We start from the raw sequence: 24,901 nt of genomic DNA, 5'->3' as shown, positions 1-24,901 counted from the left end.
CGGTGGTCCGGCCCGGCGGCGCGGGGGCGGGTCAGCTGGTCCAGAAGTCCCACCAGCGGGTCAGGATCAGCATGCCGATGATGCCGATCCAGAGCACCGGGGGCACCCAGTGGAACTCGGTGAGGCCGTTGCGCAGCCAGGAGGGCGCGGGGATGATCCCGTGCCGGATGTTGTGCGTGGTGATGTAGCAGAACATCAGGATGGTGGCGACCCAGGCCAGGCAGCACCACAGGCAGAGCGAGTTGATGTTGTACAGCGACTGGTACTGGAGCCAGGTGCAGAAACCGACGCCGAAGAGCGTGCCCGCGTTCATGCCGAGCCAGTACCAGGGGCGGAAGCGGGCCCCGGCCAGCAGGGCCAGGCCGATGCCGATGATCACCGGGTAGGTGACCATGCCCAGCCACGGGTTGGGGAAGCCGAAGGCGGACGCCTGCTCGCTCTTCATGATGTTGCCGCAGGCGACCACGGGGTTGAGGCTGCACCCGGGGACGAAGGAGGGGTCCTCCATCATCTTGAGCTTGTCCAGCGTGATGACCCAGGCGGCGAGCGTTCCGGCGGCGCCCGTGATCATCAGCAGGATGGCCAGCGCGCGGCTGCCGCCGATGGTCCGCTTCCCGCTCCTCTCGTCCTGGTCGGAGGAGGGATGGTCAACCGCTGCAGTCGTCATATCGCCGTTTCCGTCACTGAGTAGCCTGCTGGGGCAGGGTCATTGTGCCGCACGGCTCGGCCGCTCTTCCGTTCGATGCACATAAAGACGTACGCAGCGCAGCGGGCCTGTCCGGAAGCGGATCCCGGGCCCCGCAGCCGCGACGAGGCGGATCACGCCCCGCGCACCCCTCCCCGCGCGTCACATCGCGCACGGACGGAATCACCGCCCGGTGTGAATCCGCGCCCACGACGTTGACGCGAGGGGGCGGGCGGACCGCCCGCCCCCGGCACGTCTCACGCCAGGCGCGTCCGGACCGCCTCGACCACGTCGGAGACGGGGACCGGCGTCTGCTCGCCGGACTCCATGTCCTTGAGCTGGACGTGGCCCTCGGCCAGATCGCGCTCGCCGGCCACGATCGTGAACCGGGCGCCCGAACGGTTGGCGCTCTTCATCGCGCCCTTCAGCCCCCGGCCGCCGAACGCGAAGTCCGCGGCCACGCCCTCCCGGCGCAGCTGGGTGACGACGCCGAACAGGACCCGGCGCGCCTCCTCGCCGAGCGGGACCGCGAAGACGCTGGTGGTGGAGGGCAGGTCCAGCTCGATGCCCTCGGCCTCCAGGGCGAGGACCGTGCGGTCCACGCCGAGCGCCCAGCCGACCGACGGGAGCGCCGGGCCGCCGATCATCTCGGAGAGCCCGTCGTAGCGGCCGCCGCCGCCCACCGCCGACTGCGAGCCGAGACCGTCGTGGACGAACTCGAAAGTGGTGCGGGTGTAGTAGTCGAGGCCGCGGACCAGCTTCTCGTCGTCCTCGTAGATCACGCCCGCCTCGTTGAGCAGGTCGCGGACCTGCTCGTGGTACGCCTTGCACGCGTCGCAGAGGAAGTCGCGCAGCACCGGGGCGCCGGTGAGCTGCTTCTGGACCTCGGGGCGCTTGTCGTCCAGGACGCGGAGCGGGTTGATCTCGATGCGCCGCCGGGTCTCCTCGTCCAGGTCCAGCTCGCGCAGGAAGCCCTGGAGCGCGTCGCGGTAGACGGGGCGGCACTCCTTGTCGCCCAGCGAGTTCAGCAGGATGCGGAACTCGCGCAGGCCCAGTGCGCGGTACGCCTGGTCGGCCAGGATGATCAGCTCGGCGTCGAGCGCCGGGTCCTCGGCGCCGATGGCCTCGGCCCCGACCTGCGAGAAGTGGCGGTAGCGGCCCTTCTGCGGGCGCTCGTAGCGGTAGTACGAGCCGGAGTACCAGAGCTTGACCGGCAGGTTGCCGAGCTTGTGGAGGTTGGCCTCCAGCGCGGCGCGAAGCACGGACGCGGTGCCCTCGGGGCGCAGGGCGAGCTGGGAGCCGCCCTTGGTGGTGAGGGTGTACATCTCCTTGGTCACGATGTCGGTGGACTCGCCCACACCGCGCGAGAAGAGGGCCACGTCCTCGAAGCCGGGGGTCTCGATGTAGCCGTAGCCGGAGTTCTTCAGCGGTGCGGCGATCGCCTCGCGCACCGCGAGGTACTTCGCGGAGTCCGGCGGGGTCAGGTCGTACGTGCCCTTGGGGGCCTTGAAGGTGCTCACGATTCCGCTCTCGTCACATTCCTCGCCGGGGCGCGTCCACACCGTTCATTCCGGTCAGGAACGGGTTGGTGGCGCGCTCGCGGCCGATGGTCGTCTGGGGGCCGTGGCCGGACAGCACCACGGTCGAGTCGTCGAGCGGCAGGCACACACGGGCCAGCGACTCGAGGAGCTCGGCGTGGTCGCCGCCGGGCAGGTCGGTGCGTCCGACGGAGCCGGCGAAGAGCAGGTCGCCCGAGAAGAGGACCGGCGGGACCTCCGGGGTCTCGGGCATCCTGAACGTCACCGACCCCTTGGTATGGCCGGGCGCGTGCGAGACGCCGAACTCCATGCCCGCGAGGCGCAGCCGGGCGCCGTCGGTCAGCTCCTGGACGTCGTCCGGCTCCCCCACCGTCAGCTCGCCCATGAGCGGCATCCCGATGGAGCGGCCGAGCGCCTTCTCCGGGTCGCTCATCATGTAGCGGTCCTCGGGGTGGATCCAGGCCGGGACGTCGTGCGCGCCGCACACCGGGACGACCGAGGCGACGTGGTCGATGTGGCCGTGCGTCAGGACGACGGCGACGGGCTTGAGCCGATGCTTCTTCAGCGTCTCCTCGACTCCGGCGGCGGCCTGGTGGCCCGGGTCGATGATCACGCACTCCTCACCCGCGGCGGGGGCGACCAGGTAACAGTTGGTCCCCCAGGCCCCGGCGGGGAACCCGGCAATCAGCACGATCGTCCTCAATCGGTAGTCCTGCACGGAAGAGCGACCGCGAGGTCACAGCAGTTCAGAGCCTACCGGCGCTCCTCATTCCACAGCTAACCCATATACGGTACGGGGCGACCCAGGCCCGAACACACGACGTACAAGGAGAACACCCGGTGGTCACCAGCGATCAGCGGCGGCGGCAGCTCGCCCGGGAGAAGTACGAGCGGCAGCAGCGGCGCCGGGAGGAGGCCCGCCGGCGTACCAGGCGGCTGACGCTCGCCATCACTTCGGCGGTCGCCGTGGTGGCGGTCATCGCGGGCGCGACGTACCTCGCCACCAGCGGGGACGACGACAAGGACAAGACGGACGCGGCGGCGAGCCAGAGCCCGTCGGCCGAGGCGTCGCCCTCGCCCACGGAGGAGGCGAAGCCGGAGCCGGCGATGAAGATCGACAAGAAGGCCGAGTACACGATGTCGCTCAAGACGAGCCAGGGCGACATCGCGTTCACCATGGACGCGTCGAAGACCCCGCACACGACGAACTCCTTCAAGTCGCTGGCCGACAAGAAGTTCTTCGACGGCACCAAGTGCCACCGGCTGACCACGGAGAACATCTACGTGCTCCAGTGCGGCGACCCCAAGGGCGACGGCACCGGCGGTCCGGGCTACACCATCCCCGACGAGAACCTGACCGCGCTGGGCAAGGCGGGCACGGACGGCTCGGTGACGTACCCGGCGGGCACGGTGGCGATGGCCAATACCGGCCAGCCGCACACCGGCGGCAGCCAGTTCTTCCTGGTCTACAAGGACAGCAAGCTGCCGCCCACGTACACGCCGTTCGGCACGATGGACGCGAAGTCGCTGAAGGCCGTCGAGGCCGTCGGCAAGGCCGGAGTGGACGGCGGCGGGCCCGACGGTGCGCCGAAGAAGGCCGTGAACATCTCGAAGCTGACCGTCGACAAGGTGTGATCCCGGGGGCGGGCCCGCCGGGCGGCGAATAAATCCGGCCGTGCGGAGTGCGGACAGCCGGGCGGCCCGTCGCCTAGATTGGCGTCGTGCAGGGCGGGCGGTGCCCGCCCCAGGAAACTGTGGACGATGCCAGGGGGGTGACCCCTCACGGGCATCAGGTGGAGGAGGCGCTGTGAGCAGCGACCCGTGGGGCCGTGTCGATGAGACGGGCACCGTGTACGTGCGTACAGCCGACGGCGAGCAGGTCGTCGGATCGTGGCAGGCCGGTTCGCCGGCGGAGGCGCTGGCCTACTTCGAGCGCAAGTACGAGGGCATTGTGGTCGAGATCGGCCTCCTCGAACGGCGGGTGAAGACCACCGATCTGTCCGCTAAGGACGCGACGACCGCCATCGAGCACCTGCGCACCCAGGTCGACGAGCACCACGCCGTCGGCGACCTGGACGCGCTGCGCAAGCGGCTGGACGCGCTCGTCGCGACGGTCGAGTCGCGGCGCGAGGAGCGCAAGGCCCAGAAGGCGAAGCAGGCCGACGAGGCGAAGCACGCCAAGGAGGCCCTGGTCGCCGAGGCCGAGGAGCTGGCGCAGAGCGAGCAGTGGCGCTCCGCGGGCGAGCGGCTGCGCGCCCTGGTGGACACCTGGAAGGGCCTGCCCAGGCTCGACCGCAAGTCCGACGACGAGCTGTGGCACCGCTTCTCGCACGCCCGCTCGGCGTTCTCCAAGCGCCGCAAGGCCCACTTCGCCTCGCTGGACGCCCAGCGCGAGGAGGCCCGCAAGGTCAAGGAGAAGCTGGTCGTGGAGGCCGAGGCGCTCTCCGGGTCCACGGACTGGGGGACGACGGCCGCCCGCTACCGCGACCTGATGACCCAGTGGAAGGCGGCGGGCCGCGCCCAGCGCGAGGCCGAGGACGAGCTGTGGAACCGTTTCCGCGGTGCCCAGGACGTCTTCTTCGCCGCCCGCGGCGAGGTCTTCGCGGAGCGCGACGCGGAGCAGGGCGAGAACCTCAAGCTGAAGGAGGAGCTCGCCGACGAGGCCGAGAAGCTGGTGCCGGTGACGGACCTGAAGGCGGCCAGGGCCGCGTTCCGGGGCATCAACGAGCGCTGGGAGGCCGTCGGCCACGTACCGCGTGACGCCCGTCCGAAGGTCGAGGGACGGATGCAGGCGGTGGAGCGGGCGCTCCAGGAGGCCGAGGAGGCCGAGTGGCGCCGGACGAACCCGGAGGCGCGGGCCCGCGCCGCGGGTCTGACCGGTCAGCTCCAGGCTGCCGTGGACAAGCTGCGCGGCCAGATCGACGCGGCCCGCGCCTCGGGCAACAACGCCCGCGCGGACAAGCTGGCCCGTGAGCTGGAGGGCCGGCAGGCCCTGCTCGACCAGGCGCTCAAGGGCCTGGAGGAGTTCGGCGGCTGATCCGGTCCCGTGCCAGACGAAGAGGGGCCCTTCCGCACCAGGCGGAAGGGCCCCTCTTCGTCCGCGTGGCTACGGCCGGCGGGCCGAGGTGACCCGGTAGACGTCGTAGACGCCCTCCACGCCCCGTACCGCCTTCAGGACGTGGCCGAGGTGCTTCGGGTCGCCCATCTCGAACGTGAAGCGCGAGGTGGCCACCCGGTCGCGGGAGGTCTGCACGGCCGCGGACAGGATGTTGACGTGCTGGTCCGAGAGGACCCGGGTGACGTCCGACAGGAGCCGGGAGCGGTCCAGCGCCTCGACCTGGATGGCGACCAGGAAGACCGAGGACTGGGTGGGCGCCCACTCGACGTCCAGGATCCGTTCCGGCTGCTGGGAGAGCGAGTCGACGTTCACGCAGTCCGCGCGGTGCACGGAGACGCCGCTGCCCCGGGTGACGAAGCCGATGATGGGGTCGCCGGGCACGGGCGTGCAACAGCGGGCGAGCTTGACCCAGACGTCCTCGACGCCCTTGACGACGACCCCGGGGTCGGCGTTGGAGCGGCGCTTGGTGCGGCTGCGGGAGGGCGGGGTGCTCTCCTCCAGGTCCTCGTTGGCCGCGTCCTCGCCGCCGAGGGCCTGGACCAGCTTCTGCACGACCCCGGCGGCGGCGACGTGGCCCTCGCCGATCGCGGCGTACAGGGACGAGATGTCGGGGTAGCGCATCTCGTGCGCCAGGGTGACCAGCGAGTCGCCGGTCAGGATGCGCTGGATCGGCAGGTTCTGCTTGCGCATGGCCCGCGCGATGGCGTCCTTGCCCTGCTCGATCGCCTCGTCGCGGCGCTCCTTGGAGAACCAGGCGCGGATCTTGTTGCGGGCCCGGGGCGACTTGACGAAGCCGAGCCAGTCGCGGGAGGGCCCGGCGCCGGCCGCCTTCGAGGTGAAGACCTCGACCAGGTCGCCGTTGTCGAGCGTGGACTCCAGCGGCACGAGGCGGCCGTTGACCCGTGCTCCTATCGTGCGGTGGCCGACCTCGGTGTGGACGGCGTACGCGAAGTCGACGGGGGTGGCCCCGGCCGGGAGCGCTATGACGTCGCCCTTGGGCGTGAAGACGAAGACCTCGTTGCGCGAGAGGTCGAAGCGCAGGGACTCCAGGAACTCGCTGGGGTCCTCGGTCTCCTTCTGCCAGTCCAGGAGCTGGCGCAGCCACGCCATGTCGTTGACGGTGTCCTGGCCGCGCCCGGTGTTCTTGGGGACGTCGGTGCGGACCTTGGAGGCACCCGCCACGGCCTCCTGCTTGTACTTCCAGTGGGCGGCGATGCCGTATTCGGCGCGGCGGTGCATGTCGAACGTACGGATCTGGAGCTCGACGGGCTTGCCGCTGGGGCCGATCACCGTGGTGTGCAGCGACTGGTACATGTTGAACTTGGGCATCGCGATGTAGTCCTTGAACCGGCCGGGGACCGGGTTCCATCGCGCGTGCACGGTGCCGAGCGCCGCGTAGCAGTCGCGGACGGTGTCCACGAGGACGCGGATGCCCACCAGGTCGTAGATCTCGGCGAAGTCGCGGCCCCGCACGATCATCTTCTGGTAGACGCTGTAGTAGTGCTTGGGCCGTCCGGTGACGGTGGCCTTGATGCGGGCGGCGCGCAGGTCGGCCTGGACCTCGTCGGTGACGATGGCGAGGTATTCGTCGCGCTTGGGCGCGCGCTCGGCGACCAGCCGCACGATCTCGTCGTACATCTTGGGGTAGAGGATCGCGAAGGCGAGGTCCTCCAGCTCCCACTTGATGGTGTTCATGCCCAGGCGGTGGGCGAGCGGGGCGTAGATCTCCAGCGTCTCGCGGGCCTTCTTCTCCTGCTTCTCCCGCTTGAGGTACCGCATGGTGCGCATGTTGTGCAGCCGGTCGGCGAGCTTGATGACCAGGACGCGCGGGTCCTTGGCCATGGCGACGACCATCTTGCGCACGGTCTCGGCCTGGGCGGCCTCGCCGAACTTGACCTTGTCCAGCTTGGTGACGCCGTCGACCAGCAGGGCGACCTGGTCGCCGAAGTCGCGGCGCAGGGTGTCCAGGCCGTACTCGGTGTCCTCGACCGTGTCGTGCAGCAGCCCGGCCATCAGGGTGGCCGGATCCATGCCCAGCTCGGCGAGGATCGTCGTCACGGCGAGCGGGTGTGTGATGTACGGGTCGCCGCTCTTGCGCTTCTGGCCGCGGTGCCAGCGCTCGGCGACCTGGTAGGCCCGCTCGATCTGGCGCAGCGTGGAGGTCTCGGTCTTGGCGTCGTTGCCGCGGACGATCCGCAGCAGCGGTTCGAGGACCGGGTTGTACGGGCTGGAGCGCTGGACGCCGAGACGGGCGAGGCGGGCCCGGACGCGGTTGGAGGAGCCGCCGGAGCGGGACGCCGGGCCGGTGGGCGAGGCGGAGCCGGTGGCGGGCTTCGCGGGGGCTTGGGCGCGGTCGGGGCGGGCGCGGCCGGCTGGGCGGGCGAAGCGGGCGCGGGGCCGTTGGCCTCGGCGGACGCCGGGCCCGTGCCGGGCTGGGGCGCCGGAGGCTTCGGCTTCTCCGCGGCCTGCTGCTTCGCGGGCGCGGCGGAGCCCGCCTCGGGCTTGTCGGGCTGCGGGGCGGCGACTGGCTGGGCCTCGTCTGGCAAGAGCGCTCCTCGTGCGGATCCGGACACACCCGGAAGGGCCATCGTAACGACCCGGCGGCCGGTCCTCCCCCGGGGACCGTGAGAGCCCTGACAACGCCGACGGGCACCCGGTTGTTCCCGGGTGCCCGTCGGCGTCGGTGCGGCCGGTCCTCAGACCGTGATCAGGGCCTCCAGCGGGGCCCCGCGCAGGCTGTCGGCCAGGCGGGCCCGGCCGGCCAGGAAGCCCAGCTCCATGAGGACGGCGACCCCGGCGACCTGGGCACCGGCCCGGCGGATGAGCTCCAGGGAGGCGTCGGCGGTGCCGCCGGTGGCGAGCACGTCGTCGATGACCATGATCCGGTCGTCGGCGGACAGGTCCTCCGCGTGGATCTCGATCTCGGCGGTGCCGTACTCCAGCTCGTACGCCTGGCTGAGCGTGGCACCCGGCAGCTTCCCGGCCTTGCGGACCGGTACGAAGCCGAGGCCGGCCCGGACCGCGACGGGCGCGGCCAGGATGAAGCCGCGGGCCTCCAGGCCGACGATCTTCGTGGCGCCGTGCCGCAGGCACAGCTCCGCGAGGGCGTCGGTGAGGGCCGTGAAGGCGACCGGGTCCGCGAGCAGCGGGGTGATGTCCTTGAACATCACGCCCGGCTTCGGGTAGTCCGCCACGTCACGGATGCGGCTGAGCAGGAGCTCCCTGGTGCTGTCGGTGGTGCTGGTCATCAGCGCTTCCCCGGGGTCCGGCCGTGGCCCCTCGGCTCGCGACGCTGACCGACGACCGCACCGGCGGGGGCGGCGTCCTCGTGGTCGCCCTCGCCTCGGTCGTCCTCCTCGGTGTCGCCCTTTGCGGCGGCGGCCGCGCGCTTGGCGAGGACCCGCTTCTTCAGGGCCTTCATCTGCGGCTCGCGTTCCTTGAGGTCGGCGACCAGCGGGGTGGCGATGAAGATCGAGGAGTACGCACCGGCCGCGAGGCCGACGAAGAGGGCGAGCGAGATGTCGTTCAGCATGCCGGCGCCGAGGACGCCGCCGCCGATGAACAGCAGACCGGCGACCGGCAGCAGCGCGACGACGGTGGTGTTGATCGAGCGGACCAGCGTGCTGTTGATGGAGCGGTTGGCGACGTCGCTGTACGTCCACCGGGTCTGCTTGGTGATCCCCTTCGTGCCCTCCTTGAGGCTGTCGAAGACGACGACCGTGTCGTAGAGGGAGTAACCGAGGATGGTCAGCAGACCGATCACGGTGCCCGGGGTGACCTCGAAGCCGACCAGGGCGTAGACACCCACCGTGATGGTGATGTCGTGGACCAGCGCGACGAGGGCCGCGACCGCCATCCGCCACTCGAAGGCGATGGCCAGGTAGATCACGACCAGGATCATGAAGACGCCGAGGCCGGTCCACGCCTTGTTGGCGATCTGCTCGCCCCAGCTGGGACCGACGAGGTCGGCCGCGATCTTCTCGCGCGGGACGTCGAGGTCCTTGGCGAGCTTGTCCTGGATCTCGTCGGACTTCTGGGTGTCGACCTCGGTGATCTGGATGCGCAGACCGCCGTTGCCGAGCTTCTGGACGATGGCCTGGTGGCCGGAGGCGTCCGAGGCGAAGTCCTCCGCCTCGGAGACGGACACGCTCGTCTTCGGGGTGGTGAAGACGGCACCGCCCTTGAACTCGATGCCCATGTTCAGGCCGCTGACCACCAGGCCGAGGATGGCCGTGATGGTGATCAGGACGGAGACGCCGTACCAGATCTTGCGCTTGCCGATGAAGTCGTAGCCGACCTCGCCTCGGTAGAGACGGGCGCCGAGATTCCCGAGTCGCGACATCTCACGCCTCCTTCGGTTCGGTGGGGGCGTTGACACGACGGGAGCGGCGCAGCGGCGGCTTGGCACCGAGGCGCTTCGGGTCCAGACCGGACCACGGGTGGCCGCCGGCGAAGAACTTCTTGCGCGCCATGATCGTCATGAGCGGCTTGGTGAAGAAGAACACCACGACGACGTCGAGCAGGGTGGTGAGACCCAGCGTGAACGCGAAGCCCTGGACCTTGCCGACGGTCACCACGAAGAGGACGGCGGCGGCGAGGAACGACACGAAGTCGGAGACCAGGATGGTGCGCCGGGCGCGCGGCCAGCCGCGTTCCACGGCGGGACGCAGCGTACGGCCCTCGCGGATCTCGTCCCGTACGCGTTCGAAGTACACGATGAAGGAGTCGGCGGTGATACCGATGGCCACGATGGCACCGCAGACGGCCGGCAGGTTCAGCGCGAAGCCGATGGCCGGGCCGAGCAGCGACATGATCGTGTAGCTGAGGATGCCGGAGACCAGGAGGCTCAGCAGGGCGATGAACGCCAGACCGCGGTAGTAGGCCACCAGGTAGACGACCACGAGGGCGAGGCCGATGGCGCCGGCGATGAGCCCGGCCTTCAGCTGCTCGCCGCCGAGCGCGGCGGTGACGGTGGTGACGCTCTGCTCCTTGAAGGAGAGCGGGAGCGCACCGTAGGAGAGCTGGTTGGCCAGGGCCTCGGCGCTCTGCTGGTTGAAGCTGCCGGAGATCTCGGCGCTGCCGCTCAGCTGCTCGCTGACGCGGGGGGCGGAGACGACCTCGCCGTCCAGCGCGATGGCGAACTGGTTCTGCGGCTCCTGCTGCGTGGAGAGCTTCTTGGTGATCGCCTGGAACTGCTTGGAGCCCTTGCCGGAGAACTCCATCTGGACGATCCACATGCCGCGCTGCTGGTCGAAGGCGGCCTTGGCGGTCTTGACCTCGGTGCCGGACACCTCGGCCGGGCCGAGGACGTACTTGGCGTCGCCTTCCTGGCTGCACGCCACGACCGTGTCGCCGGCCTTGCTGCCCTGGGCGGCCTTGGAGCGGGACGCCTTGCTGGAGCAGTCGAGCGACTCGAACTGCTTCTGGAGCTTGGCGGCGGCGGCCTGGTCCTCGGCGGACGCGGACTCACTGGCCTTCGGCGTGGCGCTGGCCTTCGGCGACGGCGAGGAGTCGGCCTTCAGGGCGCCGGTGACCGCGCGGCCCTGGGTGGTGGCGGACGGGGACGGGCTGCCGGCCTTGTCGCCGTCCGTCGCCTTCTCGGAGGCGGACGCCTTCGGCGAGGGCGAGCCGCTGGCCTTGCCGGAGGGCGAGGCGCTGGGCTCCGGGGTGGGCGCGCCCTGGGCGACGGTCAGCACCGGCCGGAAGTACAGCTTGGCGGTGGTGCCGACCTGCTCCCTGGCCTCGGCGGAGTTCGTGCCCTTGGGGATGTTGACGATGATGTTGCGATTGCCCTGGGTCTGGACCTCGGCCTCGCTGACACCAAGACCGTTGACACGGCGGTTCATGATGTCGACCGCGGTGTCCATGTTGGTCTTGTTGATGGCCTTTTCCTGGCCGGGCTCGGCCTTGGCCTCCAGCGTGATGGAGGTGCCGCCCGCCAGGTCGATGCCGAGTCGCGGCGTCGGCTGGTGGGCCAGGAACATCCCGCCCGTGAGGGCGATCATGGCGATCAGGATCAGCGCCAGGGAACGCCCTGGGTTCCCCTGACCGCCGGCCGCGCCTCGGCCCTTCTTCGGTGCTGCCACCTTGTCGTTTCTCCCTGTCCAACCGCCCCGCGCCGGGTATGCGCCCAAGCGGCCACGAAGTTTAGTGGGGACCCGCCCCCGCGAAGGCACGCACGGACCGGGGTGCCGGACGCCTGTGGGCTCACGGCATCCCCGGGTCGCGGTGTGTTACTTCGCGTCGGCCTCGCCGTCGGCCTTGCCCTCGGACTTCTTGTCGTCCGCGGCCTCGGCTTCGGCGTCGGCGTCCGAGTCGGTCTTCTTGACCAGGTCGGTCTTCGCGTGGTCGGCCTCGGTGAGCGAGGAGGCGTCGTCGGGCACGACCGCGCCGTCGACGTCGAGCTCGGGGTCGTCGCCGTGGACGATGCGGTTGTACTCCGCGTCGTCCAGGACGGCGCCGATCGCGTTCTTCGCGTACACGGCGTGGACGCCGGGGGCGACCTCGAGGAGGACCGTGTCGTCGTGAAGCTCCTTGACGGTGGCGTACATGCCCCCGATCGTGCGGACGCCGGTGCCGGGCTGCATTTCATTGCGCATGGCCGCAGCCGCCGCCTGCTTCTTCTTGGCGGACCGCGTCATCAGGAACATGGCCCCGATGAGCACGATGAAGGGGAGGAGAGTCACGGGATTCACGGGACGAATTTCCTTCGCACGACCGCACTGGAGAACGGCCTGGTCTACGGGGGTGGGTACACCGACCCGTTACGGGCGGCATCGGCGGAGTCTAAGCGAGTCCGCATCGATGGAACAACGCCCAGCATGGCACCGTGGTTCCGCTTCCGGTCAACCTGTGACGCATCACGCCCCGAACAGGCCCTGTTGTCCCGTTACGCCGTGCTGCGGCGGGACCAGTCCCAGGTGGGCCCAGGCGGCCGGGGTGGCGACCCGTCCGCGCGGCGTCCTGGCCAGCAGTCCTTCCCGTACGAGGAAGGGCTCGGCGACCTCCTCGACGGTCTCGCGCTCCTCCCCCACGGCGACCGCGAGCGTGGACAGGCCCACCGGACCGCCGCCGAACAGCTTGAGCAGCGCCCCGAGCACCGCCCGGTCCAGCCGGTCCAGCCCCCGGGCGTCCACCTCGTACACCCCGAGGGCCGCCGACGCGATCTCCCGGTCGATCCGGCCGTCGGCCTTGACCTGGGCGTAGTCCCGTACGCGGCGCAGCAGCCGGTTGGCGATGCGGGGCGTGCCCCGGGAGCGTCCGGCGATCTCGGCGGCGCCCTCGGCGTCCAGCTCGACGTCGAGCAGGCGGGCGGAGCGGTGGATCACCCGCTCCAGTTCGGCGGGGGCGTAGAACTCCATGTGCCCGGTGAAGCCGAAGCGGTCGCGCAGCGGGGGCGGCAGCAGCCCGGCCCGGGTGGTGGCGCCGACCAGCGTGAAGGGGGCAGTTCCAGCGGGATCGCGGTGGCGCCGGGGCCCTTGCCGACGATGACGTCGACCCGGAAGTCCTCCATGGCCATGTACAGCATCTCCTCGGCGGGCCGGGACATGCGGTGGATCTCGTCCAGGAACAGCACCTCGCCCTCCTGGAGCGAGGAGAGGATCGCCGCGAGGTCGCCGGCGTGCTGGATGGCGGGGCCGGAGGTGATCCGGATCGGGGCGTTCATCTCCGCCGCGATGATCATCGAAAGGGTGGTCTTGCCGAGGCCCGGCGCGCCGGAGAGCAGGACGTGGTCGGCGGTGGCGCCGCGGGCGCGGGCGGCCTTGAGGACCAGGTCGAGCTGTTCGCGGACCTTCTCCTGGCCGACGAACTCGTCCAGGTCCTTGGGGCGCAGCGCCGCCTCGACGGCGGTGTCGTCGCCGTCCGCGCCGGCGTCGACCAGCCGTTCGTCCAGCCGGTCGTCCGTGCCGGCTCCGGTGTCGTCCCAGTTCATCTCGTCCTGTCCCGCCTCGGATGTCTCGGTGCCCCGCCGCAGGTGCCCGGCCGGGTCTGAAGGGTGGCCCGCGCCGCTCAGCGCGCCCGGTTGAGCGTTTGCAGGGCGGCGCGCAGCAGCTGCGGCACGGGTGCCTGGCCCCCGGCGGCGAGGGCTTCCTCGGCCTGGGGCGCGACGGCGGCGACCGCCTCGTCGGCCTCGCGGGTGGCGTAGCCGAGGCCGATCAGGGCGGCCTGGAGCTGGTCGCGCCAGGAGGCGGAGACGGCGGCGCCGATGCCCTGGCCGGGGGCGTGGGTGCCGATCGGCTCGCCGAGCCGGTCCTTCAGCTCCAGCAGCAGCTTCTGGGCGCCCTTCTTGCCGATGCCGGAGACGGCGGTGAGCGCCTTCTCGTCACCGGTGGCCACGGCGAGCCGCAGGGCGTCCGGGGTGTGCGTGGCCAGCATGGCCTGGGCGAGCCGGGGGCCGACGCCGCTGGCGGTCTGGAGCAGCTCGAAGACCTGCCGCTCGTCGTCGTCGGCGAAGCCGTAGAGGGTCAGCGAGTCCTCGCGGACGACGAGTGAGGTGGCGAGCCTGGCCTCCTGGCCGATGCGCAGGGCGGCCAGGGTGTTGGGCGCGCACTGGACGGCCATGCCGATGCCGCCGACCTCGATGACGGCCGTGGTCGGGGCGAGCGCGGCGACGGGGCCGGTGACGAAGGCGATCATCGGGGGACCTTCCGGACGGGTACGGCTGCGGTGCGCGGGACGCGCGGGGTGGCGCGGGCGGCGGTGGCCGCCGCGTGCGCCTGCTGGAGGCGGTTGGCGGCGGGGGCGCGCCAGATGTGGCAGATGGCGAGGGCCAGGGCGTCCGCGGCGTCGGCCGGCTTGGGCGGGGCGTCCAGCCGCAGGAGCCGGGTGACCATGGCGCCGACCTGCGCCTTGTCGGCGCGTCCGCTGCCGGAGACGGCGGCCTTGACCTCGCTGGGGGTGTGCAGGGCGACGGGGAGGCCGCGCCGGGCCGCGCAGAGCATCGCGACGGCGCTGGCCTGGGCGGTGCCCATCACCGTACGCACGTTGTGCTGGGCGAAGACCCGCTCCACGGCGACGCAGTCGGGGCGGTGCTCGTCCAGCCATTGTTCGATGCCGCGCTCGATCGCCACGAGCCGGTCGCCCAGCTCCGCGTCGGCCGGGGTGCGCACGACGCCCACGCCGCGCATGGTGAGCGGGCGGCCCGCGACGCCCTCGACCACGCCGACCCCGCACCTGGTCAGTCCCGGGTCCACGCCGAGCACGCGCACGGTCGCCCCTCCCTGCCGATCGGTCAACTGTTCCAGTGTTTCAGCAGGCTATCGGTCGGCACCGACAATGCGGCGGGCCGACGGGGTGTGTCCCCCGCCGGCCCGTCCACAACGGCTGTGTCAGACGCGGCTCAGGCGTCGACCTTCGCCATGACCTCGTCGCTGACGTCGAAGTTGGCGAAGACGTTCTGCACGTCGTCGCTGTCCTCCAGCGCGTCGATCAGCTTGAAGATCTTGCGCGCGCCCTCCTCGTCGAGGTCGACCTGCATGGTGGGCAGGAAGTTGGCCTCGGCCGAGTCGTAGTCGATTTCCGCCTGCTGGAGCGCGGTGCGGACCGCGACCATGTCGGTGGCCTCGCTGACGACCTCGAAGGAGTCACCGAGGTCGTTGACCTCCTCGGCGCCCGCTTCGAGGACGGCACCGAGCACGTCGTCCTCGGTCAGGTCGCCCTTGGGGACGATGACGACGCCCTTGCGGTTGAAGAGGTACGCGACGGAACCCGGGTCGGCCATCGAGCCGCCGTTGCGGGTCATGGCGACCCGGACGTCGGACGCGGCACGGTTGCGGTTGTCGGTGAGGCACTCGATGAGCACCGCGACACCGTTGGGGCCGTAACCCTCGTACATGATCGTCTGGTAGTCGACGCCGCCCGCTTCGAGACCGCCACCGCGCTTGACCGCGGAGTCGATGTTCTTGTTCGGGACCGAACTCTTCTTCGCCTTCTGGATCGCGTCCACGAGGGTCGGGTTGCCCTCGGGGTCCACACCGCCGGTGCGGGCCGCGACCTCGATGTTCTTGATCAGCTTCGCGAAGAGCTTGCCGCGCTTGGCGTCAATCACGGCCTTCTTGTGCTTCGTCGTAGCCCATTTAGAGTGGCCGGACATCTGCCTTCTCCTTCGCGTCACCAAATTCCGTACGAACCCGAGAGATCCTACCGGGATCGAGTCACCCGGCCGCGCGCACCATCTCGGTGAAGTACGCGTGGAGCCGGTGGTCCCCGGTCAGTTCCGGGTGGAACGAGGTGGCGAGGGCGTTGTCCTGCCGTACGGCCACGATGTGACCGCCGTGCTCGGCGACGACCTTCGCCCCGGCGCCCACGGACTCCACCCAGGGGGCCCGGATGAAGACGCCCTCGACCGGCCCGCCGTCGATCCCGGCGACGTCGACGGCCGCCTCGAAGGACTCGTTCTGCCGCCCGAAAGCGTTACGGCGCACGATCATGTCGATGCCGCCCAGCGTCTCCTGGCCGGACCGGGGGTCGAGGATCTTGTCGGCGAGCATGATCATCCCGGCGCAGGTGCCGTACACCGGCATGCCGGCCGCGATCCGCTCGCGCAGCGGTTCCAGCATGCCGAAGAGGGCGGCCAGCTTGGACATGGTGGTGGACTCGCCGCCGGGCAGGACCAGGCCGTCCACCTCGGCCAGCTCCTCGGGACGCCGGACCGGCCTGGCCAGGGCGTCCGCCGAGGCCAGGGCGACCAGGTGTTCCCGTACGTCGCCCTGGAGGGCCAGGACTCCGATCACAGGGGTGTCGTTCATCGGTGGCTACCAGCCGCGGTTGGCGTAGCGCTCGGCCTCGGGCAGCGTGTCGCAGTTGATGCCGACCATGGCCTCGCCCAGGTTCCGGGAGGCGTCCGCGATGATCTTCGGGTCGTCGTAGAAGGTGGTCGCCTTCACGATGGCCGCGGCGCGCTTGGCCGGGTCGCCGGACTTGAAGATCCCGGAGCCGACGAAGACGCCCTCGGCACCGAGCTGACGCATCAGCGCCGCGTCGGCCGGGGTGGCGACGCCGCCCGCGGAGAACAGCACGACGGGCAGCTTGCCCAGCTCCGCGACCTCCTTGACCAGCTCGTAGGGGGCGCGGAGGTCCTTGGCGGCGGCGTACAGCTCGTTGTTGTCGAAGCCGCGCAGCCGGGCGATCTCGTTCTTGATCTGGCGCAGGTGGCGGACGGCCTCCACGACGTTGCCCGTACCGGCCTCGCCCTTGGAGCGGATCATGGCCGCGCCCTCGGCGATGCGGCGCAGCGCCTCGCCCAGGTTGGTGGCGCCGCAGACGAAGGGGGTGGTGAAGGCGAACTTGTCGCTGTGGTTGACCTCGTCGGCCGGGGTCAGGACCTCGGACTCGTCGATGTAGTCGACGCCGAGGGACTGGAGGACCTGAGCCTCCACGAAGTGGCCGATGCGGGACTTGGCCATCACCGGGATGGACACCGACTCGATGATCTCCTCGATCATGTTCGGGTCGGACATCCGGGCCACGCCGCCGTCCTTGCGGATGTCCGCCGGCACCCGCTCCAGGGCCATGACGGCCACCGCGCCCGCGTCCTCGGCGATCTTCGCCTGCTCGGCGTTGACGACGTCCATGATCACGCCGCCCTTGAGCTGCTCGGCCATGCCGCGCTTGACGCGGGCGGTGCCGGTGGCCGGGGCGTCGGCGGACTGCGGGGTGCTGGGAAGCGTGGACACGGATGACCTCACTGGGGGGAGCGGATGCGGACGCGCCGAATGACGCGGTCCCGAGCAAACTCCCCCGCACCAGTCCACAGCAAGGGCCAATAGGAGGCCGGTGGATCGTTTTCGCCCCAGGGGGTCTTGTCGATCAGGGCCGGTCCGCCAGGGCCACCGGCGGCTCGTCGTCCATCTCGAAGGCCAGTGGGAACGGCGCGTGCCCCGCCAGCCGGAACCACCGCACCGTGCGGTGCCGGCGCAGCGCCCGCGCGGCCCGGACCGCGTCGTTGTGGAAGCGGCGCGCCATCGGCACCCGCCGCACCGCCGCCGCCAGCTCGGACGCCGCCTCCTGGCCCCCGGGGATCTCCCGTACCGCCTCCACCTGCGCACTCTCACCGAACACGGCGCGCAGGGCGGTGCTCAGCTCGCTCTCGGCGACCTCGCGGTGGTCCTCCGGCGACTGCCTCGCGGCGTGCGCGGCCTCGTAGAGCACGATCGACGCGGCCGGGTCGAGGACGCCGGAGGTGGCGAGCTCCTGGGTGACCGACGCCCGGCGCAGCAGTTGCGCGTCGAGGGCGGCCCGGGCCGCGTCGATCCGGGTGTGCAGCCGGTCGAGGCGCCCGGCGGTCCAGCTGAGGTACAGGCCGATCGCGACGAGCACCACGACGGCCCAGATGATGAGGGTTACGGTCACGGGCGGCAAGGCTACCGGGGCGCGGGGCCCCGGCCGGTCACTCCCGGGCCAGCCCGAACCGGGCGCGCAGCCCCGTGCGTTCGTCGGCCGCCACCGAGGCGGCCCCGTCCGTCACCGTCTCGTACACCGCGAGGATGTCCGCCCCGACCGTCGACCAGTCGAAGCGCCGCACATGGGCGCTCCCCCGCTCGCGCAGCCCGGCGCGCCGCTCCGGGTCGCCCAGCAGCCGGACCGCCGCCTCGGCCAGCGCGTCCGCGTTCTCGTTGGCGAACAGCTCGCCCGCCGCACCCTGGTCCAGGACCTGCGCGAAGGCGTCCAGATCGCTGGCGAGGACCGGCGCGCCCGCCGACATGGCCTCGACCAGGATGATCCCGAAGCTCTCGCCCCCGGTGTTGGGCGCCACGTACAGATCGACGCTGCGCAGCAGCCGCGCCTTGTCCTCGTCGCTCACCATGCCCAGGAACTCCACCCGCGAGCGCATCTCCTTGGGCAGCGAGGCGACGGCCTCCTCCTCGTCGCCCCGGCCGGCCACCAGCAGCCGGGTCTCCGGGCGGGCGGCGAGGATCGCGGGGAGCGCGCGCATCAGCACGGGCAGGCCCTTGCGGGGTTCGTCGATGCGGCCGATGAAGCCGATCGTGCCGCCCTGCCACTCGGGGCGGGGCTCGGCCCGCGCGAAGAAGTCGACGTCCACCCCGTTCGGGATGACCACGGCGTCGCCGCCCAGGTGCTCGACCAGGGTCCGGCGGGCGTACTCGCTGACCGCGATCCGCGCGCTGATCTTCTCCAGCGCGGCCTGGAGGATCGCGTACGCGGCGATCATCGCCCGGGAGCGCGGGTTGGACGTGTGGAAGGTGGCGACGATCGGCCCTTGCGCCGCCCAGCAGGTCAGCAGCCCCAGCGACGGCGAGGTCGGCTCGTGGATGTGGATGACGTCGAACGTGCCCTCGTGCAGCCAGCGCCGTACCCGGGCCGCCGACAGGAACCCGAAGTTCAGCCGGGCCACCGAGCCGTTGTACGGGACCGGCACGGCCCGGCCCGCGGAGACCACGTACGGCGGCAGCGGCGTCTCGTCGTCGGCCGGGGCCAGCACGGACACCTCGTGGCCGAGCCGGATCAGATGCTCGGCCAGGTCGCGGATGTGGAACTGCACACCGCCCGGAACGTCCCAGGAGTACGGGCAGACGATGCCGATCTTCACGTCGGGTCTCCGCTCCGGTCTCCACGGGGTTCGAGGTCGGCGATCCAGAGCCGTTGCAGCATGTGCCAGTCCTCCGGGTGAGCGGCGATGCCCACGGCGAACGCGTCGGCCAGGGCCTGTGTCATCACGGACGTCCTCGCGGCCCGGTCACCTGACTCCGGCACCTCGACCGGCGGATGGACGCGCGCCTTCATCACCGGTGTGTCGTCGTACGAGAGGGTCACCGGCAGCAGCAGCGCGCCGGTCTGCTGGGCCAGCAGCGCGGGCCCCGCCGGCATCCGGGCCGTGTCGCCGAAGAACGACACCTCGATGCCCGACGAGGACAGGTCGCGGTCGGCGACCAGGCAGACCAGACCGCCCGACCGCAGCCGCCGGGCCAGCGTCCCGAACGCGGCGCCGCCGGTGTGCGGCAGCACCTCCATGCCCAGGCCCTCGCGGTAGGCGACGAACCGGTCGTACAGCGATTCCGGCTTCAGCCGCTCGGCGACCGTGGTGAAGGGCACCTTCAGGTCCGTGGTGACCCACGCCCCGGCCAGGTCCCAGTTCCCCAGGTGCGGCAGGGCGAGGATCACCCCGCGCCCGGAGTCGAGCCCGTCCGTCAGCCGGTGCGCGTCCGTGACGTCGATCGACGCCTTGATCCGCTCCGGGCTCCAGGTGGGCAGCCGGAACGACTCCATCCAGTAGCGCATGTACGAACGCATGCCGGCCCGCGACAGGGCGGCCAGCCGGGCCGGATCGGCGTCCGGCACGACCCGCTTCAGGTTCGCCTCCAGGCGCAGCACGCTCTTGCCGCGCCGCTTCCACACCTGGTCGGCGAGGGTACGGAACAGGGCCCGGGCGGCCGGTTCGGGCAGCGTCTTGACCGCCGCCCAGCCCAGCCCGTACAGCGCGTCGCTCAGCCGCTCCTTCGGGCCGGGCCGCGCTTCGGCGCCGCTCACTGCCCCGCCGCGTCCGCCGCGTCCGCCTCCGCCGCCTCCCGGCGCACGGTGACGACCCGCTGGACCAGCGTCACCAGGCTGCCGACGGCGACGATCCACAGCGCGATCGGCAGCAGCACCTGGATGCCCGGCACCCCGAACTTGTGCAGACCCGCGAAACCGGCCGCGACCAGCGAGATCACCAGGCGCTCGGCACGCTCCACGAGCCCGTTGACCGCCACCGGCAGCCCGATCGCCTCACCGCGCGCCTTGGTGTACGAGACCACCTGGCCGCTCGCCAGGCAGAAGATCGCGACCGCGCACAGGATGTTGTCGTCCCCGCTGCCCGCGTACCAGAGGGCGAAGCCGCCGAAGATCGCACCGTCGGCGACCCGGTCGAGCGTGGAGTCCAGGAACGCGCCCCACCGGCTGGAGATGCCCGCCTGGCGCGCCATGTTCCCGTCGACGAGGTCCGAGAACACGAAGATCGTGATGACGATCGTGCCCCAGAAGAACTCCCCCATCGGGAAGAAGACCAGCGCACCGGCCATCACCCCGGCCGTGCCGATCAGGGTGACCGCGTCCGGGCTCACGCCGAGACGGAGGAGCAGTGCGGCGAACGGCGTGAGGACACGCGTGAAAAAGGCACGCGCGTACTTGTTCAGCATGGCCTTCCCGAGGGGTAGCTGGGCCGCGTGACCCCGTCGGCCACCGGCTGGAGGGTGCTGAAGGCCCTGGCCGGATCAGGGAGCGGTGGCCGGTGCGTGCGGCTGCAAGGCGCCGGAGCGTCTCCATGGCGGAGCCATGAAGGCGTTTCGGCAACGCCGCAGACGTGCGTGCCGGGCGCCGCGAGCCCGGCCAGGGCCTTCAGCACCCTCCGCGCCCATCGTAGTCACGCGTTACGCCGTCCACTGTCCGGGCACCCCGGACTCCCCTGTGGACGCGGCCCCGAGGCGGTGCCAAGCTCGAAATACCGCGGGCGTCGCCGCCCCTCGGCGCGTGCCCGTGCGCCACCGACGGGAGGCATGATCATGGGCGACAAGGCACACGCACGCACCGGAGCCGCCGGAGGGGCACCGGCGGCCGGCCGCCACCCCCGCGCCCTGCGCAACGTGGCGCTGGTCGGCCACAGCGGCTCCGGCAAGACCACGCTGGTCGAGGCGCTCGCGCAGACCGCGGGCGCCCTCGGCCGGGCCGGCCGGGTCGAGGACGGCACGACCGTCTCCGACCACGAGGAGATCGAGCACCGCCAGAACCGGTCCGTCCAGCTCTCCCTGGTCCCCGTGGACTGGGACGGGCACCGCGTCAACCTGCTGGACACCCCCGGGTACGCCGACTTCGTCGGAGAGGTACGGGCCGGGCTGCGCGCGGCGGACGCGGCCCTCTTCGTGGTCTCGGCGGCCCAGGAGGCCGAGGCCGTCGCCGCGACCACCCGCGCCCTGTGGGAGGAGTGCGCCGCCGTCGGCATGCCCCGCGCCCTCGTGGTCACCCACCTCGACACCGCCCGCACCCCGTTCGACGCGATGACCCGGATCTGCGGGGAGCTGTTCGGGGGCGACGACCCCGACGCCGTACTCCCCCTCTACCTGCCCGTGCTCGGCCCCGAGGCCGCCGACGGGCACGCCCCGCTCACCGGCCTCACCGGCCTGCTCACCCAGCGGATCTTCGACTACTCCGGCGGCGAACGCGCCGAGCACCCGCCGTCCGGCGACGAGCGGGCCCCGCTGGCCGAGGCCCGCGCCCGGCTCATCGAGGGGATCATCGCGGAGAGCGAGGACGAGACCCTGATGGACCGCTACCTCGGCGGCGAGGCCATCGACACCGCCACCCTGATCACCGACCTCGAACGCGCCGTGGCCCGCGGCACCTTCCACCCCGTCCTCGCCGCCGCCCCCGCCGCCGAGGGCGCCCGCCAGGGCATCGGCACCGTCGAACTCCTCGACCTGATCACCGGCGGCTTCCCGACCCCCCTCGAACACCCGCTGCCCGCCGTCACCACCCCCGACGGCTCCCCGCTCCCCGCCCTGGACGGCGACCCCGAAGGCCCCCTGGTCGCGGAGGTCGTCAAGACGTCCTCCGACCCCTACGTCGGCCGGCTCTCCCTCGTCCGCGTCTTCTCCGGCACCCTGCGCCCCGACGACACCGTGCACGTCTACGGCCACGGCCTCGGCTCCCCCACCCACGAGGACCGCCCCTGCCACGAGGCGCGCACCCGGGTCGGCGCCCTCACCTCACCCTTCGGCAAGCAGCAGCGGCCCCTCGACGCGTGCGTCGCCGGCGACCTGGCCTGCGTCGCCCGGCTGGAGACGGCCGAGACCGGCGACACCCTCTCCGGCACCGGGCACCCCCTCCTCCTCGCACCCTGGACCACCCCCGACCCCCTGCTCCCGCTCGCGGTCCGGGCCCACGGCAAGGCCGACGAGGACAAGCTCTCCCACAGCCTGGCCCGCCTCGTCGCCGAGGACCCGGCCATCCGCCTCGAACAGAACCCGGACACCGGACAGCTCGTCCTGTGGTGCCTGGGCGAGGCCCACCTGGACGTCGCCCTGGACCGGCTGCGCGACCACTACGGCGTCCAGGTCGACACCGTCCCGCACCGCGTCGCCCTCCGCGAGACCTTCGCCGGACCGGCCACCGGACGCGGCCGCCACGTCAAGCAGTCCGGCGGCCACGGCCAGTACGCGGTCTGCGAGATCGACGTCGAACCCCTGCCCCCGGGCTCCGGCGTCGAATTCGTGGACCGGGTCGTCGGCGGCGCCGTCCCCCGCCCGTTCATCGCCTCCGTCGAGAAGGGCGTCCGCGCCCAGGCCGCCCGGGGCGTCGCCGCCGGGCACCCCCTGGTCGACATCCGGGTCGTCCTGCGCGACGGCAAGGCGCACTCCGTGGACTCCTCGGACGCCGCCTTCCAGACCGCCGGCGCCCTGGCCCTGCGCGAGGCCGCCGCCGAGGCGCACGTCCGGCTCCTGGAACCCGTCGCCGAGGTCGGCGTCCTGGTGCCCGACGACTACGTCGGGCCGGTCATGAGCGACCTCTCGGGCCGCCGGGGCCGGGTCACCGGCACCGAGCAGTCCGGCTCCGGACGCACCCTCGTCCGCGCCGACGTGCCCGAACTGGAGATCGGCCGGTACGCGGTGGAGCTGCGCGCCCTCACCCACGGCACCGGACGCTTCGACCGCTCGTACGCCCGCCACGAACCCATGCCCCCACAGCTCGCCGACCGCGTCCTCGCCCGGCGGGGGTGACGCGAAAGCACCCGCTCCCCCGAACGTTGTCCACAGGGCCGGACGGCGGACGTATCCGGACGATACGCTGAGACCCCAGCTCAGAAAGTGTGCCGGGCACGGCAGTTGGGAAACAGCCGCAGGAGCGGTTCCTCGGTGGCGAGTGGGGGCGACAGTGGCCAGCAACGGATTCGATTTCTCACCCGGAGCGCAGATTCCGCTCCAGGGTTCGGGAGGCGCGGCGGTGGCGACCAACGCCCTCGCCTCCGCGGCGTACCGCGACAGCCCGGTGGAGGAGATCCTCAAAGCCAACAGCGAGTGGCACAAGTCCGATGTGAAGAAGGGCCGCTCCGACTACTTCAAGCCGAACCTCGGCGAGGCGTTCGCCCGCGCCGTACAGGAGCGCATGCTCGGCGGCGCCCGCAAGGACCTCATCCAGTCCTTCGGCACCGACCCGCAGACCGTGGTCGAGCACTGCCTCTCCGCCAACAGCCTCCGCAAGGCACGGGACACCCGGCTCACCGCCGTCACCGTGCTGTTCGGCTTCCTGTTCCTGCCCGGCATGCTGCTGTGGGTCATCGTCTTCTGGCTGCGCGACAGCTTCGCCAAGACCAAGGACCGGCTCCTCACCATCCTCGGCAACAGCCTGCTGCCCCTCGTCGGCATCGGCATCGTCTTCCTGATGATCCGACTGCCGCTGACCGGGCTCCTCGGCCTCTACCTGCGCGCGATGTTCGTCGCCCCGGTCATCGGCTGGTACATCGCCAAACGGATCGCGGAGAAGTCCGCCCAGGACATGCGCGCCCGCTGGGAGGGCCTGCTCTCCGGCGGCGGGGTCACCGCCAAGATCCCCGAGACGGTCCCGAAGAACCCCAGCGAGACCGCCCGCGAGGCCCTGCGCCAGGGCCTGGAGAAGCTCTCCGCCGAGCAGCAGTCCAACTCCGTCTTCTACGCGGGCCCCAAGGGCATCCTCGGCATGGGCACCCGCTGGGGCAGCTGGCACCTCGCCGAGGACCTCGTCCCCAAGGAGCCCGGCAAGGAGATCCACCAGTTCCGCAGCTGGGACGTCATCCGCGTCATCCACGACCAGCTCAAACTGCTGGAACGCGGCCCGCTGAACACCGGCGGATTCCCCACCCCGTCCGTCAACCACTGGATCGTGACCCCCATCGGCGAGAACGCCGACGCCGTCACCCGCCCCCAGGGCGAGGACGTCGCCACCTACCAGATCAAGCCCCACGAGATACAGCGGATCTGCAACCACCAGCAGTTCGGCGGCGGCAACCGGCACTACCTCGGCGTGCAGTTCACCCTCTGGGACGGCCAGCTCGTCATCACCATGATGATCACCGTCACCGTCCTCTACGAGACCCTGCGCATCGAGGTCACCGGACACGCCCTCGGCCCCGTCCACTCCCTCTTCACCTCCAAGCCCGCCGCGAAGACCCGGACCGTCAACAAGACCGTCCGGTTCTGGGAGACCCGCGACATCACCCTCTCCCTGGTCGACGCCCACGAGGTCACCCGCCTCGCCCTGCGCGCCCCCTTCACCTGGTATCCGCCGCTCCTGGACCACCTCGGCGGCAAGATCGCCCTGCCCGAACCCTTCGGCCTCCGCCACGCCTGGGCCGAGAAGCCCTGGCGCCACCGCTTCATGGCCGACGACGCCATGCGCGCCGCGACCCCCGTCCTGCGCGTCGTGCACAACGCCGCCATCAAGGTCCTGGAGGAGCACGGCGTGGACACCGAGCGCTTCAACAGCCGCTCCTCGGTCCTCAGCGGCCTCGTCCAGCAGCCCACCCCCGGCAAGGCCGACCTCTACGACGCGTAACGAGGCCCGGGTACGCGAACGGGGCGCCCCGGAAGGAATCCG

Annotated in this window: 20 protein-coding genes and 2 pseudogenes; 4 read left to right on the top strand and 18 right to left on the bottom strand. The window is 71.5% G+C overall.

The window, feature by feature from the left end; genetic code table 11:
• Window positions 1-31 precede the first annotated feature (31 nt).
• The 3 genes from NEH16_RS26615 to NEH16_RS26605 form a co-directional block, all read right to left on the bottom strand.
• Window positions 32-667 carry a vitamin K epoxide reductase family protein gene (locus tag NEH16_RS26615; RefSeq protein WP_073967789.1) on the bottom strand — a complete coding sequence of 212 codons (636 nt, stop codon included), beginning with the start codon at window positions 665-667 and terminating at the stop codon, window positions 32-34.
• A 275-nt stretch (window positions 668-942) separates the two neighbouring features.
• Window positions 943-2,205: a histidine--tRNA ligase gene (hisS, locus tag NEH16_RS26610; RefSeq protein ID WP_265545369.1), complete on the bottom strand. Its 1,263-nt coding sequence runs from the start codon at window positions 2,203-2,205 to the stop codon at window positions 943-945.
• A 13-nt stretch (window positions 2,206-2,218) separates the two neighbouring features.
• Window positions 2,219-2,914 (bottom strand): MBL fold metallo-hydrolase, encoded by a 696-nt coding sequence (locus tag NEH16_RS26605; protein WP_265545367.1) that lies wholly within the window; start codon window positions 2,912-2,914, stop codon window positions 2,219-2,221.
• A 149-nt stretch (window positions 2,915-3,063) separates the two neighbouring features.
• Between NEH16_RS26605 and NEH16_RS26600 the strand changes: the two genes are divergently transcribed.
• Together NEH16_RS26600 and NEH16_RS26595 are read left to right on the top strand one after the other, a co-directional pair.
• Window positions 3,064-3,858, top strand: a complete 795-nt coding sequence (locus NEH16_RS26600; RefSeq protein ID WP_265545366.1) for a peptidylprolyl isomerase — start codon at window positions 3,064-3,066, stop codon at window positions 3,856-3,858.
• Window positions 3,859-4,030: 172 nt separating this feature from the next.
• Window positions 4,031-5,260, top strand: a complete 1,230-nt coding sequence (locus tag NEH16_RS26595) for a DUF349 domain-containing protein (RefSeq protein WP_265545365.1) — start codon at window positions 4,031-4,033, stop codon at window positions 5,258-5,260.
• A gap of 69 nt (window positions 5,261-5,329) precedes the next feature.
• Here NEH16_RS26595 and NEH16_RS26590 read toward each other — a convergent pair.
• From NEH16_RS26590 to pgsA, 15 genes and pseudogenes are all read right to left on the bottom strand, one after another.
• A pseudogene (locus NEH16_RS26590) lies at window positions 5,330-7,887 on the bottom strand (RelA/SpoT family protein).
• 150 nt (window positions 7,888-8,037) lie between these two features.
• Window positions 8,038-8,589 carry an adenine phosphoribosyltransferase gene (locus NEH16_RS26585; RefSeq protein ID WP_073967794.1) on the bottom strand — a complete coding sequence of 184 codons (552 nt, stop codon included), beginning with the start codon at window positions 8,587-8,589 and terminating at the stop codon, window positions 8,038-8,040.
• A complete protein-coding gene (secF, locus tag NEH16_RS26580; protein WP_073967795.1) occupies window positions 8,589-9,683 on the bottom strand; it encodes a protein translocase subunit SecF in 1,095 nt (364 codons plus the stop codon). Before secF ends, NEH16_RS26585 begins: the two co-directional genes overlap by 1 nt.
• A gap of 1 nt (window position 9,684) precedes the next feature.
• Complete coding sequence (secD, locus tag NEH16_RS26575; RefSeq protein ID WP_265545364.1) at window positions 9,685-11,427, bottom strand: protein translocase subunit SecD; 1,743 nt, start codon at window positions 11,425-11,427, stop codon at window positions 9,685-9,687.
• 147 nt (window positions 11,428-11,574) lie between these two features.
• Window positions 11,575-12,036, bottom strand: coding sequence for a preprotein translocase subunit YajC (gene yajC, locus NEH16_RS26570; protein ID WP_073967797.1), 462 nt, complete (start codon window positions 12,034-12,036; stop codon window positions 11,575-11,577).
• A 165-nt stretch (window positions 12,037-12,201) separates the two neighbouring features.
• Window positions 12,202-13,274: pseudogene (ruvB, locus tag NEH16_RS26565) on the bottom strand (Holliday junction branch migration DNA helicase RuvB).
• A gap of 77 nt (window positions 13,275-13,351) precedes the next feature.
• Window positions 13,352-13,978: a Holliday junction branch migration protein RuvA gene (gene ruvA, locus NEH16_RS26560; protein WP_265545362.1), complete on the bottom strand. Its 627-nt coding sequence runs from the start codon at window positions 13,976-13,978 to the stop codon at window positions 13,352-13,354.
• On the bottom strand, window positions 13,975-14,550 hold the full coding sequence (ruvC, locus tag NEH16_RS26555; protein WP_265547393.1) for a crossover junction endodeoxyribonuclease RuvC: 576 nt from the start codon (window positions 14,548-14,550) through the stop codon (window positions 13,975-13,977). Before ruvC ends, ruvA begins: the two co-directional genes overlap by 4 nt.
• 131 nt (window positions 14,551-14,681) lie before the next feature.
• On the bottom strand, window positions 14,682-15,434 hold the full coding sequence (locus NEH16_RS26550) for a YebC/PmpR family DNA-binding transcriptional regulator (RefSeq protein ID WP_265545361.1): 753 nt from the start codon (window positions 15,432-15,434) through the stop codon (window positions 14,682-14,684).
• 61 nt (window positions 15,435-15,495) lie between these two features.
• Window positions 15,496-16,089 (bottom strand): pyridoxal 5'-phosphate synthase glutaminase subunit PdxT, encoded by a 594-nt coding sequence (gene pdxT / locus NEH16_RS26545; RefSeq protein WP_073967802.1) that lies wholly within the window; start codon window positions 16,087-16,089, stop codon window positions 15,496-15,498.
• 6 nt (window positions 16,090-16,095) lie between these two features.
• The gene (gene pdxS / locus NEH16_RS26540; protein ID WP_073967803.1) at window positions 16,096-17,016 is read right to left on the bottom strand and encodes a pyridoxal 5'-phosphate synthase lyase subunit PdxS; all 921 of its coding nucleotides are present in this window, start codon (window positions 17,014-17,016) and stop codon (window positions 16,096-16,098) included.
• 133 nt (window positions 17,017-17,149) lie between these two features.
• Entirely contained in the window at window positions 17,150-17,692 is a 543-nt protein-coding gene (locus tag NEH16_RS26535; protein WP_265545359.1) for a hypothetical protein, read from the bottom strand.
• Between the two features lie 37 nt (window positions 17,693-17,729).
• Window positions 17,730-18,890 (bottom strand): glycosyltransferase family 4 protein, encoded by a 1,161-nt coding sequence (locus NEH16_RS26530; protein ID WP_265545357.1) that lies wholly within the window; start codon window positions 18,888-18,890, stop codon window positions 17,730-17,732.
• Window positions 18,887-19,828 carry a phosphatidylinositol mannoside acyltransferase gene (locus NEH16_RS26525; protein WP_265545355.1) on the bottom strand — a complete coding sequence of 314 codons (942 nt, stop codon included), beginning with the start codon at window positions 19,826-19,828 and terminating at the stop codon, window positions 18,887-18,889. Before NEH16_RS26525 ends, NEH16_RS26530 begins: the two co-directional genes overlap by 4 nt.
• Window positions 19,825-20,475 (bottom strand): phosphatidylinositol phosphate synthase, encoded by a 651-nt coding sequence (pgsA, locus tag NEH16_RS26520; protein WP_265545353.1) that lies wholly within the window; start codon window positions 20,473-20,475, stop codon window positions 19,825-19,827. Before pgsA ends, NEH16_RS26525 begins: the two co-directional genes overlap by 4 nt.
• 363 nt (window positions 20,476-20,838) lie before the next feature.
• On the opposite strand from pgsA, the gene NEH16_RS26515 reads away from it, so the two are divergent.
• Together NEH16_RS26515 and NEH16_RS26510 are read left to right on the top strand one after the other, a co-directional pair.
• The gene (locus NEH16_RS26515; protein ID WP_265545351.1) at window positions 20,839-23,049 is read left to right on the top strand and encodes an elongation factor G-like protein EF-G2; all 2,211 of its coding nucleotides are present in this window, start codon (window positions 20,839-20,841) and stop codon (window positions 23,047-23,049) included.
• Window positions 23,050-23,203: 154 nt separating this feature from the next.
• Complete coding sequence (locus tag NEH16_RS26510) at window positions 23,204-24,859, top strand: hypothetical protein (protein ID WP_265545349.1); 1,656 nt, start codon at window positions 23,204-23,206, stop codon at window positions 24,857-24,859.
• Window positions 24,860-24,901: the final 42 nt, after the last annotated feature.

The organism is Streptomyces drozdowiczii (assembly GCF_026167665.1).
GTDB lineage: Bacteria > Actinomycetota > Actinomycetes > Streptomycetales > Streptomycetaceae > Streptomyces > Streptomyces drozdowiczii_A.
This window is presented reverse-complemented; position numbering and strand designations above follow the sequence as displayed.

Bases quoted from the DNA above. Each gene is read 5' to 3' on its own strand.
- NEH16_RS26615 (WP_073967789.1), bottom strand. From the start codon at position 667: ATGACGACTGCAGCGGTTGACCATCCCTCCTCCGACCAGGACGAGAGG.
- NEH16_RS26585 (WP_073967794.1), bottom strand. From the start codon at position 8,589: ATGACCAGCACCACCGACAGCACCAGGGAGCTCCTGCTCAGCCGCATC.
- secF (WP_073967795.1), bottom strand. From the start codon at position 9,683: ATGTCGCGACTCGGGAATCTCGGCGCCCGTCTCTACCGAGGCGAGGTC.
- ruvA (WP_265545362.1), bottom strand. From the start codon at position 13,978: ATGATCGCCTTCGTCACCGGCCCCGTCGCCGCGCTCGCCCCGACCACG.
- NEH16_RS26550 (WP_265545361.1), bottom strand. From the start codon at position 15,434: ATGTCCGGCCACTCTAAATGGGCTACGACGAAGCACAAGAAGGCCGTG.
- pdxT (WP_073967802.1), bottom strand. From the start codon at position 16,089: ATGAACGACACCCCTGTGATCGGAGTCCTGGCCCTCCAGGGCGACGTA.
- pgsA (WP_265545353.1), bottom strand. From the start codon at position 20,475: ATGCTGAACAAGTACGCGCGTGCCTTTTTCACGCGTGTCCTCACGCCG.
- NEH16_RS26515 (WP_265545351.1), top strand. From the start codon at position 20,839: ATGGGCGACAAGGCACACGCACGCACCGGAGCCGCCGGAGGGGCACCG.